The following is a 14163-nucleotide window of genomic DNA, read 5'->3' as shown; positions in this document are numbered from 1 at the left end:
TCTTATATTTGATGTTAAGAAATAATTGAAATTATAAGTTATGATTTTAACCACAACAAATTCCATTGAAGGTTTTAAAATAATAAATTATTTAGGCATTGTAACTGGTGTCGCTATGAATGAAACTAAACTCTCCATGGGTTTTAGTGTTTCAAAATATTATAAATCTGTAAGTGATAGTGTAGATATTACCAAGGAAAAAGCATTTCAGAAATTACAAGAAAATGCCTTAAAATTAGAAGCTAACGCCATTGTTGGTATAAAAGTTGAAATAGAATTAGCAAACAATAATTATGCTATGGTTTCGGTAACCGGAACCGCAGTTAAAGTTGTAGAATAAGATGAAAACCACTACAAAAGCCAATCTGTACGTTTTCGGTATTTTTTTCGTTACGTATATGGTTGTTAGATTTTTAATTCAATATATGTTTCCAAGTATCAATAACTATGTTTTGGTAATGATTTCAGCTGTATTAACAGTACTATTATCACCTCAAAGACGAGTTGTTAGAAAGCGCTCTGGAGATGAAATTCAACTAAAATGGTTATTTAGTAAAAAGGTAATAACTTTAAAATAAAGACTATGAAACATTTCTTATATATGCTGTTTTTTACAATCACTGTAACTGCTTCAGCACAAGACACTATTGAAAAATCATTAGGTGAATTTTCCACTGTAAAAGTGTTCGATTTAATCAATCTTAAAATGATTAAATCTGACGAAAATAAAGCGGTAATATCTGGTGATAATAAAAATGATGTTGAGCTAATTAACAAAAATGGACTACTCAAAATAAGAATGAATATTGAAGAGAGTTATGATGGTAATGATACAGTAGTCATATTATATTACACAAGCATAGATATCATTGATGCTAATGAAGGAGCAAAAGTAGAAGTGCAAGACACTATCTCTCAGTATGAAATTGATTTAAAAGCACAAGAAGGAGCTGAAATAGATGCTGATATAAAAACGACTTACGCTAATTTTAGAGCAGTAACAGGAGGTATAATTAATGTTTCAGGTACATCCAAAAATCAAGATGTTTCTGTAAATACTGGTGGAGAATTTGATGGAAGAGAGTTAGTGACTTCTAGAGCAGAAGCTAGTGTTAAAGCAGGTGGTGAAGTATACATCCATGCTACAGAATATGTTGAAGCAAAAATTAAAGTTGGTGGTAATATTTACATTTATGGTAACCCTAAAGAAATTGATGAAAGCAAGGTATTAGGAGGAACTATTAAACGTATGTAATATTTTCCTGTTAGTTTTCATACATTTGTGTAAACCGCAAGATTTACATGTTTGAAGACATCATAAGAGCCATTCCATTTGGTATTATTTTAGCCTTTACTATTGGTCCCGTTTTTTTTGTACTCCTCGAAACTAGTGCTACCAAAGGGTTTACAAGTGCTATTATATTTGATTTAGGTGTTATTTTAGCAGATATTGTTTTTATTGCTTTAGCCTTTTTTAGTACCAATAAGCTTGTAGAAAAGATTAAGGACGATCCTAATTTCTTAATTTTTGGTGGTGTTTTGCTAGTGGTTTATGGCATTATTTCTTTTATAAAAACATCTAAATCCTTCAGATCCATTGTAAGGGAACATCATAGAATAGAACTTGTTAGAAAAAACTACGGTAAGTTATTTATCAAAGGATTTTTACTCAATTTTATTAATATTGGTGTGCTTTTAGGTTGGTTAGGATTTATTGTTATTGGTACATCTTTAACCAGTTCAGATAATGGTGTTGTTATTTTTATAGCAACAATGTTAGTTACGTATTTCCTTGTAGATTTAATAAAAATTGCTGCTGCTAAACGCTTAAAAAATAAGTTAACACCGCGTCGTATTTTCAAAACAAAAAAGATTATTGCTCTTGTAATTTTAGGTTTTGGTGTGTTACTTCTGGTACAAGGTTTATTTCCTGATGAAAAAAAGCTTTTAAAAGATAAATTTGAGCAGATTAATCCTTTAGATTAGATAACATAGTGGAAGAAAATAAAACTAAAAAATTCAGTTTATTACTTAGGTTTTGTTTCTCATTACTCATTATTGGTTCACTATTTAAAATTATGCATTGGCCCTATGGAAACATATTAGTTTTATATCCAATAGTAGGTATTTTGGTGATGTATTCGTTAAGATTTATTCTTAAGGACAAAAAAGTAAGATTAGATTACCTCAAATTATTTTTAGTAATCACATGGTGTATAAATTATATATCTTCAGGTTTACATTTATTTTATCTACCTGAATTTACATCTTATATTCCATTAGTTCTTTTTGCTTGGTGGTTTATTGAAGAAGGAATTACTTATTTTACTTCAAAAAGTATAAAAGGTGGTAAAATTTCAAAAGTGATATACTACACTTTTGTGTCAATAATTGTAATTTTTATTTTACTTGGTCTATTACTAAGAATTCATCATTGGCCTTACGGTTCTCTCATACTTACTTTAGGCATGTTGATGGCTTCTTTTTTTGTGGTGATAGATTATTTTTTAAGAGAAAATAAAAAACCCTCAACAAAAGTTGAAGGTTTCTCTAGAGGCGTCTAGCGGATTCGAACCGCTGTACAAGGTTTTGCAGACCTCTACCTAGCCACTCGGTCAAGACGCCATTTTTAATAGGACAGCAAATATAAAAATTATATGCGTTTCTACACTATCCCAATTTGTTTTTTCGCCGTTCAGTTAGTTTTATCGTTACCATTTCAACATCACCACCAATAGGAGGGTTGATTTTACTCACAGAAACAGTAGCTTTAGTCACTAATTTATCTTCGTTAAAAATACGTGTTAATATGCGCTGAGCAACAGTTTCAAGAAGTTTAGAAGGCTTAAACATTTCTTCTCGTACGACTTTGTTTAAGAAAACATAATCTACAGTATCTTTTAATTCATCAGTTTCAGCAGAAGTTTTAAGATCAGCTTTTACTTCTAAATCTACACGGTAATCACTACCAATAGCCGTTTCTTCTTTTAAACAACCATGATGAGCAAATACACGGATATTTTCAACTTTAATTGTTCCCATGATGCAAAGATAAACCTTCTGTCATTCCTACGAAGGCAGGAATCTTTAATTTGTAAAAAAGTCAAAAATATTACTCATAGCACTGGTTTTAGCCTTAAAAAACTCAGTATAAGTACATTTTTTGCAAGTTACAGAGGTAAACTTTTTGTTTTGAACATCAAAGATTTTTGAGAAGGTTCCGCCTGTTGCTCTCATTTCATCAAGTTCATAAGTTGTATTATCACATTTTGGACATTTGTAATTCATTCTATTTAAGTTTTTTTAGTTCATTCTATAAGTACGTAATAATGTTTTAATGTTACAAATTATGTAATTTTGCACTTTAATTTTTTGCAATGTCTGAAGAAACAAAATCACTCAATTTTATTGAGCATATTATAGAAGAAGATTTATCTAATGGTTTAGAAAAAGATAAGCTACGCTTTCGTTTTCCGCCAGAACCAAACGGCTATTTACACATTGGTCATACCAAAGCTATTGGTATTAGTTTTGGCTTAGGACTAAAGTACAATGCGCCTGTTAACCTTAGATTTGACGATACTAATCCAGCAAAAGAAGAGCAAGAATACGTAGATGCTATTAAAAAAGATGTGGCTTGGTTAGGTTACCAATGGGAAAACGAACTGTATTCTTCAGATTATTTTCAGCAGTTATACGATTGGGCTGTACAATTGATTAAAGACGGAAAGGCGTATGTAGATAGTCAATCCTCTGAAGCGATGGCAGAACAAAAAGGAACACCAACACAACCTGGTGTAGATGGTCCTTATCGTAACCGATCTGTAGAAGAAAATTTAGACCTTTTTGAACGCATGAAAAATGGCGAATTCAACGAAGGTGAACATATTTTACGTGCAAAAATAGACATGCAACATCCTAATATGTTAATGCGAGATCCTATTATGTATCGTATTTTAAAGAAACATCATCACCGTACAGCAAACGATTGGTGCATTTATCCAATGTACGATTGGACGCATGGCGAAAGTGATTATATCGAGCAAATTAGTCACAGTTTATGTTCTTTAGAATTTAAACCTCATAGAGAGCTTTACGATTGGTTTAAAGAGCAAGTTTATGACTATTCTAAGGAAACCTATCCAATGCAGCCAAAACAGCGCGAATTTGCCCGTTTAAATCTGTCTTACACCATTATGAGTAAACGTAAGTTGCTTAAATTGGTAGAAGAGAAGGTCGTTTCTGGTTGGGACGATCCGCGTATGCCAACAATTTCTGGGTTACGTCGTAGAGGTTATACACCAAATTCGATTAGACAATTTATAGAAAAAGTAGGTGTTGCAAAGCGTGAAAACGTCATTGATGTGGCACTTTTAGAATTTTGTGTTCGTGAGGATTTAAATAAAACTGCACCACGTGTTATGGCGGTTTTAGATCCTTTAAAAGTGGTAATTACTAACTATCCAGATGATAAAGAAGAATGGTTAGAAGCAGAAAATAATCCAGAAGACGATAGTGCTGGATCTAGAAAAGTGCCTTTTTCAAAAGAAATTTATATCGAAAAAGAAGACTTTAAAGAAGAAGCTGGAAGCAAGTTTTTTAGATTGAAATTAGGTGGAGAAGTACGTTTAAAAAATGCCTATATCATCAAAGCTGAAAGCGTTGTAAAAGATGCTGAAGGCAATATTACCGAAGTACATTGTACCTATGATACAGATACCTCTAAAAAAGTAAAAGGAACGCTACATTGGGTTTCTATAAAACATGCTGTAAAAGCTGAAGTTAGAGAATATGATAGATTGTTTATGGACGAAGCGCCAGACAGTCATGATGGTAAAGATTTTATGGAATTTTTAAATCCAAATTCTTTAAACATCATCAATGCTTTTGTTGAGCCAAGTTTAAAAGAAGCTAAAGTAGGAGAGCAGTTTCAGTTTCAACGTTTAGGGTATTTTAATGTGGATGACGATTCTAAATCGGGCGCCTTAGTATTTAATAAAACCGTTGGTTTACGTGATAGTTGGGCAAAACAAGCACCAAAACAAAACCAGAATCAGCCTCAAAAGCAAACCAATAATCGTCCTGCAATAGAGCAAATTAAGTCTTTTGGTAAAAAGTACGATAGAATGCCAGACGATGCCAGAGCAAAAGCAAAAGCAGAGATTTTAGAATTAGCTAAAGACGTATCTTATGAAGATGTAGAGCCACTTTTTAATACTTCGGTTAAGAAAAGCGGTACACGTATTATCACTATGATTGCGCTAGGTGTTTTACTTAAAAATGGCTTAGAAAAAAATGAAGCGATTAATGAGTTTATCAACAAAGCGTTAGAAGATAGAAATAAGTTATTGGTTGAAGAAGCCTCAAAATTGTAATTTAACAATTCATTGAGAGGGATTTTTTAGGTTATTCATTAACTTTTTGCCTAAATGCGAAAATATTATGGATAACACACAAAAAATACTTACAGAAATTTCAACGGTAACTAGAGATATTGAAGACAATTATCCTGAACTTCAAAAATATCTAGATGAAACAAGAAGCACACTTCCCGAAGGAGCTAATGATTCAGCTAAATTGGATGAAGAAGATTTAAAAAATTATCTAGATCAATTGAAGGAAATGATTGAGAAGTACAAAGAAAACTAAACATAAAAAAGCCTCGAAAAATTACTTCGAGGCTTTTTTTTATTAGTCTACTATCGGTTCGACTTCGGTTTCATCATCTTTTAATTCTAAAGCCGTTTCAAAGCCAGGTAAAAGTTGATCAGCGACAGCTTCATTTTTTAATTGCTTTGCTTCAATAAACCACCAATGTTTACCTTCATCGTTATAGATACCAACAAGATAGCTTTTAGTTTTTATACGCTGTCCAGGCATTACCATTTGCCCATAGCTTTCAACAACGCATCGGTATTGATTTTGTTCTTTAACAACATCAGAAACACCAATGACTTCATGCTTTTCAAATTTAAAACCTTGAGATGTCATACCCTCAAAAGTTGAAGTTAGTATTTCTTTAGCTGCTTCTTTACCTCCCATCATTTCTAAAGCTTTTGGTAAAGTATACTTTAATACCGTATCAAAATCATAGGCTAGGGTAGCTTTAGAAATCGTTTTAGCGTCTTTTAAAGCATCTTCTTTATTCTGTGAAAAGACATTCACAGTTGTTGCTAAAAATAGTATTAGAAGTAGGTTTCTGAGTTTATTCATTATCTTTCTTTTTGTTTTTTGCTTCTTTCATAGCTTCACCTATTTGGTTACTTGCCGTAAAGCTAGCTACCATTTCGTTAAGCATATTGCTACCAGCTTGTGGTGCGTTTGGTAAAAGTATTAAGTTACTATTAGTTTCTTCACCTAATGATTGAAGCGTGTCATAATGTTGTGTTACAACAATTAGGGCAGAAGCTTCTTGTGAATTAATACCAACACGATTCAAAACTTCTACAGATTCTTCTAAACCTCTTGCAATTTCACGTCTTTGATCAGCAATACCTTGACCTTGTAAACGTTTACTTTCAGCTTCAGCCTTGGCTTTTTCAACAATTAAAATACGTTGCGCATCGCCTTCAAACTGAGCAGCTATTTTTTCACGTTCAGAAGCGTTAATACGGTTCATTGCCGCTTTTACTTGTGCGTCAGGATCAATGTCTGTAACTAAGGTTTTAATGATATCAAAACCATAGTCTAGCATCGCATCATTTAATTCAGCTTTTACAGCTAATGCAATATCATCTTTCTTAACAAAAACGTCATCTAATTTCATCTTAGGCACTTCAGCACGTACCACATCAAATACGTAAGATGTAATTTGTTCATGCGGATAGTCTAGTTTGTAGAAAGCATCATAAACCTTCTGACTGATAACTCTATACTGAACAGAAACTTTTAAACGCACAAAAACATCATCCAAGGTTTTGGTTTCTATAATAACATCTAACTGTTGAATTTTTAAACTCAAACGACCTGCGATACGATCTACTAAAGGAATTTTTAATCTTAAACCCGATTGTGCTATATATTGAAAACGCCCAAAACGCTCTACAACTGCTGCAGTTTGTTGCTTTACAATAAAGAAAGATGAAATTAAAATAACGAGTCCAAAAAATACAATTGGAATTAAGAAAATCGGAAAATCCATAAATAAATATTTAGGTAATGGTTAGAAATAAATGTTCGTACTAATTTAAACTATATTTGTTTGTAATTCATCTGAATAATCATGAAAAAACTCAAATACATCTTATTAGTAGTCATTTGTATAGGTTTTGTTACAAAAATGAATGCTCAAAGACGCTATAAAATTGAAAATACCATTGGTCTTCAAGGTGGTATCACGCAATTTGATATTATTACTGATAATTTTGAAACAAAGCAGGGCACAGGCTACATTGGTGGATTAACAGCAGCTGTAGATATACCTCATAAATGGTATAACCTAAGTTATAACATTCAATTTGCTGAAAACACAGTTGAAATTAGTTCTAGTCCGTCAGGAACTTTAGGATCTGAAGAGTTTATAGAATATAAAGTGATGATGGCTCAGATTTCCTTTTTAGGTCATTTGAAATTAATTAAAAAGTATCTCACTATTGATGCTGGCCCAATGGTACAGTACAATAGCAAACTAAAACTTGATGATGAATCAAAAGAAGATAACATCATAACAGGTTACGATAATCTTTCCGCTAAGGATATTAAAGATATTTCAAGATTTAATATCAATGGACTTGTTGGCCTTTCAGCAGGCACAAATCATTTTAGAGTAAGAGCACATTACATTTATGGCTTTTTAAATACTTTAAATAAACTTAATGATAACAACTTTAATCTAAACAATGGTGATAGATTTGAAGGTAACCAATCTATGTTTGTATTCTCCTTATTGGTTTCGTTTTGATTAACGAGTTTACTGTAAATGAAAAAAGCGTGATTATATTTTAATTATAATCACGTTTTTTTATTATCTAATTAAATTTTTAAATTGTCTTCACTAAAGCGGCAATACGCTTAACAGTTTCTGTTTTACCAATCATATACATAATATCAAACACATCTGGCCCTTGTAAAGCTCCAACCAAAGCTAAACGCAATGGCATCATTACTTTTCCAAAACCAATTCCATTATCAGTGATCCAACCTTTTATGTTTGTTTGAAGATTTTCTACGGTGTAATCTTCAGTGTTATTCACTAATTCTACAACTTTTTTAAGAAGGTCTTCAGTATCTTCTTTTATAGCTTTTTTAGAGGCTTTTTCGTCATAGTCTGTTGGTGACACAAAGAAGAAATGACTTAGATCCCAAAAATCACTTACAAATGTTGCACGCTCTTTAATTAACCCAACCACCAAAGCAATGTAGTTCACATCAATATCTTTCAACAAGATATTTTTAGTTTGAAATTCTTCAGCAAGATCCAAATCTAACTGCTGTTGCATGTAGTGATGGTTAAACCACTTGGTTTTATCAGGATCAAAACGCGCTCCAGCCTTATTAACTTTAGAAAGATCAAACGCAGCAACTAATTCCTCTAAACTGAAAATTTCTTGCTCAGTACCAGGATTCCAGCCTAAAAAGGCCAAGAAATTAACAACAGCTTCAGCAAAATAGCCATCTTCTTTATAACCTCTAGAAACCTCGTTGTTTTTTGGGTCAGTCCAAGCTAATGGAAATACAGGAAAACCTAATTTATCACCATCACGCTTACTTAATTTTCCTTTTCCTGTTGGTTTTAATATTAGAGGTAAATGCGCAAATTCTGGAGCTTCCCAACCAAAAGCATCATATAATAATTTGTGTAATGCTAAAGAAGGTAACCATTCTTCACCACGAATTACGTGTGTAATTTCCATTAAATGGTCATCCACAATATTAGCGAGATGATAGGTTGGCATACCATCGCTTTTAAACAAAATCTTGTCATCAAGAATGTTAGTATCGATAGAAATATCGCCACGAATAATATCCTTTAAGTGTAAAGTTTCATCTTGCGGAGATTTAAAACGGACCACATAATCTTCACCAGCATTAATCTTTGCTTGGGTTTCTTCTTCAGAAAGTACCAAAGAATTTACCAAACGTCCTTTTTCACGATTGTGCCAGTTATAAATAAAAGTTTTGCCTTCCGCTTCGTGTTGTTTTCTATGTGCATCAAGTTCTTCAGAAGTATCAAAAGCGTAATAGGCTTTACCTTCAGCAATCAATTGATCTGCATATTGTTTGTACAAATGCTTACGTTCGCTTTGTCTGTAAGGACCAAATTTTTCGTTTTTACCTGGGCCTTCATCAAACGGAATGCCACACCAGTTTAAGGATTTTACAATATAATCTTCTGCACCTTCTACATAACGGTTTTGGTCTGTATCTTCTATACGTAACACAAAATCACCATTGTGTTTTTTGGCAAATAAATAATTGAATAAAGCAGTTCTTACACCACCAATATGTAAAGGTCCTGTTGGACTAGGCGCAAAGCGCACACGTACTTTTTTTGACATTTCTCTATTTTTATAACTGAACTGTCACACTGAGCTTGTCGAAGTGTTATTTCAGAATCTTGTGCAAAGATAATCTGATATGATTTGCTAGCAAAGAAAATAGATTATTCAGTAGTTTTATAAAAAAAAGAAATATGGAAAAAGAAGGCAAAGTATCTATTTGGGTTGGGAAATTTAATAGTGAAGAAGCATTAAAGGAATATGTTCAAGAGGTTTTTGATGAAGAAGGAGATTCAACTTCTTCATTTATGAATGACTTCAATATTGATTATATAGATCCACAATTTCAAGAGGTAGATTTTAATGATCAGAATAACGATTTATTTCAAAAAATTAATGGATTTTCCTATGCTGAATCTTTTATTAATCAGTTACCTATTTTAAGCGAAGGAATAAATTCTGTGATATGTCTTTACAATTTTCAATTTAATAATGGAATTCGCAAATCTGAAGTTTTAAAATATATAGGAACTTATGATTACACAATAGAGTAATGTTTATAAGTAACAGTCTTTAGTTTTAACAATAATAACTAGCCATTAACAGAATCTTATCACTTTTCAATAATTCCGTATAAAATAAAATTGTAGTTTAGTCTGTTAGATTAGTATATGAGCAATTTTGAAACCATAAAACATAAGTTAGAGCAATTTATTAAACGCTACTATACCAATGAGTTGCTTAAAGGAGTAATCTTGTTTTTTGCTATAGGATTATTATATCTTTTAATAACCTTGTTTGTAGAATATGTGTTGTGGCTTAATCCGACGGCAAGAACCATACTTTTTTGGGTGTTTATTGCAGTAGAGGTAGGGCTTTTTGTAAAATTTATAGCCATTCCTTTGGCACATCTATTTAAAATAAGAAAGGGAATAGGTTATGATACCGCTTCAAAATTAATAGGAAATCATTTTCCTGAGGTAAATGACAAGTTGCTTAATGTTCTTCAACTCAACCAAAATCCGCATCAATCCGATTTATTGATTGCTAGTATTGAGCAAAAATCGCAAGAATTGCAACCTATTCCGTTTAAGTCGGCTATCAATTTTAAATCCAATACCAAGTATCTTAAATATGCGGCTATTCCTGTTGTGATTATTGTTTTATCATATCTTACAGGTAAAATCAACTGGTTTAGTGATAGTTACGAGCGTGTTGTAAATTATAAAACAGCTTACGAACCTCAAGCTCCATTTCAATTTTTTGTGGTTAACGAATCCTTACAAGCTATTGAAAATAAGGATTTTAAACTTAATGTTTCAACAGTTGGTGAGGTTATTCCAGAGAATGCGCAAATAGAATTCAATGGTCAAACGTACTTTTTACAACAAGTGGCACCAGGTGAGTTTCAGTATACATTTAGCATTCCTAAAACATCTATCGAATTTACTTTAGAAGCCAATGGTGTGGTTTCAAAAACGTATAAACTGAATGTGGTTAATACACCAAATTTGGTGAATTTTGAAATGGTGCTAGATTATCCTGTACACACTAAAAAACAAGATGAGGTTTTAAAAAGTACAGGTTCGGCTGTGATACCAGAAGGCACTAATGTAACATGGAGAGCCAAGACAAAATCAACGACTGCAGTACATATCTATGCAGAAGACACTTTGAATTTTAAGCCTAGTGATAATGGTGATTTTGAAGCTTCAAAACGATTATATAAAAACTATAATTATAGCATAAGCACTAGTAATAAGGATTTACGTGATTATGAAAATTTGGCTTATAATATCAATGTTGTAAAAGACGTCTATCCAGAGTTAAATATTAAAGTTCAAAAGGATTCTTTAGACAATCAAACACTTTATTTCTACGGACAAGCTAATGATGATTATGGATTAACAAAATTGAATTTAGTCTATTATCCTTCCGATGATGATTCTAAAAAAGTGGTTGAGCCAATTAGTATTTCCAAATCTAATTTTGCTGAATTTGTCAGTGCGTTTCCAAACCAATTCAATTTAGAGGAAGGAGTAAGTTATCAATTGTATTTTGAAGTTTTTGATAATGATGCCATTCATAATTATAAACGTACCAAGAGTAGCATTTTCAGTTATAGAAAATTAACAAAGGACGAAGAGGAGCAGAAACAATTAAATGAGCAGAATGAAACTATAAAAGATATAGGAAAGACTTTTGAAAAGTTAGATGAGCAAGACAAAAAGCTAGAAGAGTTTTCTAAAACCCAAAAGGAAAAGCAGGAGCTTAATTTCAATGATAAAAAGAAGTTTGAAGATTTTCTTAAGCGTCAGAAGCAACAAGAACAGTTGATGAAGAACTTCAACAAGAAACTCCAAGAAAATCTTGAAGAATTTCAGGAAGAAAAGAAGGATAAAGATGAGTTCAAAGAAGACCTAAAAGAACGCTTAAAGGAAAATGAAGAACAACTCAAAAAAGACGAAAAACTTTTAGAGGAGTTGGAGCAGTTGAAGGATAAAATTAATAAAGAAGAGTTCACCCAAAAACTAGAAGAATTAGCGAAACAGAATAAAAACAAGAAACGTAGTATGCAACAACTTTTAGAGTTGACTAAGCGTTTCTACGTGATGAAAAAAACAGAAAAAATAGCTAATCAACTTCAACAGTTGTCTGAAGAGCAAAAAGAATTATCAGAAAAAAGCAAAGAAGAAAACAATAAACAAGCTCAAGAAAAGCTTAATAAAAAGTTTGAAGATTTACAGAAAGATTTAGATGAACTAAAACAAGATGATAGACAACTTCAGAAGCCAACAGATGTGCCTAGAGATGAGTTTTTGGAAGATGAGATAGAGTTTGATCAAAAGGAAGCTAAAGATGCTTTAGAAGAGAAAGAAAACAGTAAAGAAGACTCAAAAGAATCAGAACAGCAACAACAGAAGGCTCAAGATAGACAAAAGAAGGCAGCAAAGAAAATGATGCAAATGAGTGAAATGATGATGCAGTCTATGTCTGGTGGAGGAGGTGGAGGAGATCAAACGGCTGAAGATGTAGAAATGCTTCGCAAGATACTTGAGAACCTATTATTGTATTCTTTCGACCAAGAAGCACTTATGAATACTTTTGATGGCATAGACATCAATAACAATAAGTATGGAAAATATATCATTCAACAGAGCAATCTCAGAGAACATTTTGAGCATATAGATGATAGCTTATTTGCTTTGTCTCTAAGACAGCCAAAGATTTCAGAACAAGTCAATACGCAAATAACAGATGTATATTTCAATATTGATAAAGCTTTAGGTCAGTTTACAGAGAATCGTATTTATCAAGGTGTGTCGTCTCAACAATATGCTATTACTGCTACTAATGAATTAGCGAGTTTCTTGAGTGATGTTTTAGATAATATGGAAATGCAAATGAATCCATCCATGGGTTCTGGTGGTGGCCAAGGTCAACAACTTCCAGATATTATAATGAGTCAAGAAGAGCTTAACAAGCAAATGGAAGAAGGAGTCAAGAAAAATCAGGATGGGAGTAAAGAAGGTGAAGGTGAAAAACCTGGAGAACAAGGCAAAGAAGGTGAACAGGGAAAAGGTGAAGAATCTGGTAAGCAAGGTCAGGAAGGACAGCAAGGTCAACAAGGAGAAAGTGGTCAAAGTGGTGAAAATGGACAAAGCGGTGATCAACAAGGTAAGAGTGGACAGAATGGAAAAAATGGTCAACAGAATGGTGAAGGAAACCAAAATGGTGAAGGAGGAGAACAAGGTAAACAAGGTAAAGAAGGTAAGAATGGTAAATCTGGTAATGGTGGCAACGGAAATTCTGATGGTGATGGAGAAGAAAATGATGGTTACGGTGAAGGTGGAAGAGAAGAACAAAACGCTGAGCTTTTTAAAATTTACCAAAGACAACAACAGTTGCGTCAAGCATTAGAAGATAGGTTGTCTAATGATGGCACTATTCAATCTGCTGGTGAATTGATAAAGCAAATGGAAGATATAGAATTGGATCTATTGAATTCAGGTTTCACCAATCAAACACTTCAAAAGATGATGAATTTACAACATCAACTTTTAAAATTAGAAAACGCAACCTTTATGCAAGGACAAGATACCAAGCGTAAATCTGAAACCAATACTAAAGATTTCAATGACAATAATGCCAATCAAATTAACACTGCAAAAGAATACTTCAACACTACTGAAATCTTAAATCGCCAAGCACTACCTTTGCAAAATCATTTTAAGAAAAAGATTCAAGAGTATTTTAAAAAGACAGATGATTAGTTTTAATTACGAAACCGATTTTAGTTTAGAAAATGAAGCGCAATTTTCTGCATGGATTTCAAAAGCCATACAAGAAGAATCTTGCAAAGAAGGGGAGATAAATTATATCTTTTGTACAGATGATTATTTATATAAAATCAATGTCAATTTTTTAGATCACGACACATTAACTGATATCATAAGTTTCGATTACTCAGTAGGAAAAGAGCTACATGGAGATATTTATATTTCAGTAGATAGAGTCAAAGAGAATGCAGATGATTTTAAGGTGTCTTTTGAAGATGAAATTAGTCGAGTTATGATACACGGTGTGCTTCATTATTGTGGTTATAAAGATAAGACCGATAAAGACCAAGAGGTAATGACCGCTAAAGAAGATTACTATCTAAGCAAACGTTCTTAGTTGTAAAGTCTTGGTTGTATCTTTACAGGCTTAAAAAATAAATCTTAAT

At 32.4% G+C, this 14163-nt stretch carries 16 protein-coding genes and 1 tRNA gene; 11 read left to right on the top strand and 6 right to left on the bottom strand.

The features are described from left to right. Window positions 1-40: 40 nt before the first annotated feature. From QGM60_RS13325 to QGM60_RS13305, 5 genes are all read left to right on the top strand, one after another. Window positions 41-340: a heavy metal-binding domain-containing protein gene (locus QGM60_RS13325; protein WP_281140751.1), complete on the top strand. Its 300-nt coding sequence runs from the start codon at window positions 41-43 to the stop codon at window positions 338-340. A gap of 1 nt (window position 341) precedes the next feature. Beyond that, window positions 342-578 (top strand): hypothetical protein, encoded by a 237-nt coding sequence (locus QGM60_RS13320; protein ID WP_281140750.1) that lies wholly within the window; start codon window positions 342-344, stop codon window positions 576-578. A gap of 5 nt (window positions 579-583) precedes the next feature. Then, the gene (locus QGM60_RS13315; RefSeq protein ID WP_281140749.1) at window positions 584-1255 is read left to right on the top strand and encodes a head GIN domain-containing protein; all 672 of its coding nucleotides are present in this window, start codon (window positions 584-586) and stop codon (window positions 1253-1255) included. Window positions 1256-1302: 47 nt separating this feature from the next. Continuing rightward, entirely contained in the window at window positions 1303-1986 is a 684-nt protein-coding gene (locus QGM60_RS13310) for a LysE family transporter (RefSeq protein WP_281140748.1), read from the top strand. Window positions 1987-2078: 92 nt separating this feature from the next. After that, entirely contained in the window at window positions 2079-2564 is a 486-nt protein-coding gene (locus QGM60_RS13305; RefSeq protein WP_281140747.1) for a hypothetical protein, read from the top strand. Here QGM60_RS13305 and QGM60_RS13300 read toward each other — a convergent pair. The 3 genes from QGM60_RS13300 to QGM60_RS13290 all read right to left on the bottom strand — a co-directional run bounded on the left by QGM60_RS13300 (window position 2555) and on the right by QGM60_RS13290 (window position 3288). After that, window positions 2555-2625, bottom strand: a tRNA-Cys gene (locus QGM60_RS13300). The two genes, QGM60_RS13305 and QGM60_RS13300, sit on opposite strands and share 10 nt — an antisense overlap. 45 nt (window positions 2626-2670) lie before the next feature. After that, complete coding sequence (gene folB, locus QGM60_RS13295; protein WP_281140746.1) at window positions 2671-3042, bottom strand: dihydroneopterin aldolase; 372 nt, start codon at window positions 3040-3042, stop codon at window positions 2671-2673. Between the two features lie 45 nt (window positions 3043-3087). Then, on the bottom strand, window positions 3088-3288 hold the full coding sequence (locus QGM60_RS13290; protein WP_281140745.1) for a zinc ribbon domain-containing protein: 201 nt from the start codon (window positions 3286-3288) through the stop codon (window positions 3088-3090). Window positions 3289-3377: 89 nt separating this feature from the next. Here QGM60_RS13290 and QGM60_RS13285 point away from each other — a divergent pair, with 89 nt between their 5' ends. Further along, window positions 3378-5375, top strand: coding sequence for a glutamine--tRNA ligase/YqeY domain fusion protein (locus QGM60_RS13285; RefSeq protein WP_281140744.1), 1998 nt, complete (start codon window positions 3378-3380; stop codon window positions 5373-5375). A gap of 67 nt (window positions 5376-5442) precedes the next feature. Beyond that, window positions 5443-5649, top strand: a complete 207-nt coding sequence (locus QGM60_RS13280) for a hypothetical protein (protein WP_281140743.1) — start codon at window positions 5443-5445, stop codon at window positions 5647-5649. Between the two features lie 42 nt (window positions 5650-5691). Here the strand turns inward: QGM60_RS13280 and QGM60_RS13275 are convergent, their stop codons facing one another. Continuing rightward, window positions 5692-6213 (bottom strand): hypothetical protein, encoded by a 522-nt coding sequence (locus QGM60_RS13275; protein WP_281140742.1) that lies wholly within the window; start codon window positions 6211-6213, stop codon window positions 5692-5694. Beyond that, a complete protein-coding gene (locus tag QGM60_RS13270; protein WP_281140741.1) occupies window positions 6206-7141 on the bottom strand; it encodes an SPFH domain-containing protein in 936 nt (311 codons plus the stop codon). Before QGM60_RS13270 ends, QGM60_RS13275 begins: the two co-directional genes overlap by 8 nt. A gap of 81 nt (window positions 7142-7222) precedes the next feature. Here QGM60_RS13270 and QGM60_RS13265 point away from each other — a divergent pair, with 81 nt between their 5' ends. Further along, window positions 7223-7900 carry a hypothetical protein gene (locus QGM60_RS13265; RefSeq protein WP_281140740.1) on the top strand — a complete coding sequence of 226 codons (678 nt, stop codon included), beginning with the start codon at window positions 7223-7225 and terminating at the stop codon, window positions 7898-7900. Window positions 7901-7979: 79 nt separating this feature from the next. Here QGM60_RS13265 and gltX read toward each other — a convergent pair whose 3' ends face one another. Further along, complete coding sequence (gltX, locus tag QGM60_RS13260; protein ID WP_281140739.1) at window positions 7980-9497, bottom strand: glutamate--tRNA ligase; 1518 nt, start codon at window positions 9495-9497, stop codon at window positions 7980-7982. Window positions 9498-9631: 134 nt separating this feature from the next. On the opposite strand from gltX, the gene QGM60_RS13255 reads away from it, so the two are divergent. The 3 genes from QGM60_RS13255 (at window position 9632) to ybeY (ending at window position 14114) form a co-directional block, all read left to right on the top strand. Then, entirely contained in the window at window positions 9632-9991 is a 360-nt protein-coding gene (locus tag QGM60_RS13255; RefSeq protein ID WP_281140738.1) for an immunity 22 family protein, read from the top strand. Between the two features lie 117 nt (window positions 9992-10108). Continuing rightward, window positions 10109-13711, top strand: coding sequence for a DUF4175 family protein (locus QGM60_RS13250; protein ID WP_281140737.1), 3603 nt, complete (start codon window positions 10109-10111; stop codon window positions 13709-13711). After that, a complete protein-coding gene (ybeY, locus tag QGM60_RS13245) occupies window positions 13704-14114 on the top strand; it encodes an rRNA maturation RNase YbeY (protein ID WP_281140736.1) in 411 nt (136 codons plus the stop codon). Before QGM60_RS13250 ends, ybeY begins: the two co-directional genes overlap by 8 nt. Window positions 14115-14163 lie beyond the last annotated feature (49 nt).

Origin of the sequence: Winogradskyella sp. SYSU M77433 (genome assembly GCF_029911945.1) — a bacterium.
Classification (GTDB): Bacteria; Bacteroidota; Bacteroidia; order Flavobacteriales; family Flavobacteriaceae; genus Winogradskyella.
This window is presented reverse-complemented; position numbering and strand designations above follow the sequence as displayed.

What these genes read in the sequence shown, in the direction of transcription:
- QGM60_RS13265 (WP_281140740.1), top strand. Translation starts at nt 7,223, where the DNA reads ATGAAAAAACTCAAATACATCTTATTAGTAGTCATTTGTATAGGTTTT.
- QGM60_RS13320 (WP_281140750.1), top strand. Translation starts at nt 342, where the DNA reads ATGAAAACCACTACAAAAGCCAATCTGTACGTTTTCGGTATTTTTTTC.
- QGM60_RS13250 (WP_281140737.1), top strand. Translation starts at nt 10,109, where the DNA reads ATGAGCAATTTTGAAACCATAAAACATAAGTTAGAGCAATTTATTAAA.
- QGM60_RS13315 (WP_281140749.1), top strand. Translation starts at nt 584, where the DNA reads ATGAAACATTTCTTATATATGCTGTTTTTTACAATCACTGTAACTGCT.
- gltX (WP_281140739.1), bottom strand. Translation starts at nt 9,497, where the DNA reads ATGTCAAAAAAAGTACGTGTGCGCTTTGCGCCTAGTCCAACAGGACCT.
- QGM60_RS13305 (WP_281140747.1), top strand. Translation starts at nt 2,079, where the DNA reads ATGCATTGGCCCTATGGAAACATATTAGTTTTATATCCAATAGTAGGT.
- QGM60_RS13255 (WP_281140738.1), top strand. Translation starts at nt 9,632, where the DNA reads ATGGAAAAAGAAGGCAAAGTATCTATTTGGGTTGGGAAATTTAATAGT.
- QGM60_RS13325 (WP_281140751.1), top strand. Translation starts at nt 41, where the DNA reads ATGATTTTAACCACAACAAATTCCATTGAAGGTTTTAAAATAATAAAT.
- ybeY (WP_281140736.1), top strand. Translation starts at nt 13,704, where the DNA reads ATGATTAGTTTTAATTACGAAACCGATTTTAGTTTAGAAAATGAAGCG.
- QGM60_RS13275 (WP_281140742.1), bottom strand. Translation starts at nt 6,213, where the DNA reads ATGAATAAACTCAGAAACCTACTTCTAATACTATTTTTAGCAACAACT.
- QGM60_RS13280 (WP_281140743.1), top strand. Translation starts at nt 5,443, where the DNA reads ATGGATAACACACAAAAAATACTTACAGAAATTTCAACGGTAACTAGA.
- folB (WP_281140746.1), bottom strand. Translation starts at nt 3,042, where the DNA reads ATGGGAACAATTAAAGTTGAAAATATCCGTGTATTTGCTCATCATGGT.
- QGM60_RS13285 (WP_281140744.1), top strand. Translation starts at nt 3,378, where the DNA reads ATGTCTGAAGAAACAAAATCACTCAATTTTATTGAGCATATTATAGAA.
- QGM60_RS13310 (WP_281140748.1), top strand. Translation starts at nt 1,303, where the DNA reads ATGTTTGAAGACATCATAAGAGCCATTCCATTTGGTATTATTTTAGCC.
- QGM60_RS13290 (WP_281140745.1), bottom strand. Translation starts at nt 3,288, where the DNA reads ATGAATTACAAATGTCCAAAATGTGATAATACAACTTATGAACTTGAT.
- QGM60_RS13270 (WP_281140741.1), bottom strand. Translation starts at nt 7,141, where the DNA reads ATGGATTTTCCGATTTTCTTAATTCCAATTGTATTTTTTGGACTCGTT.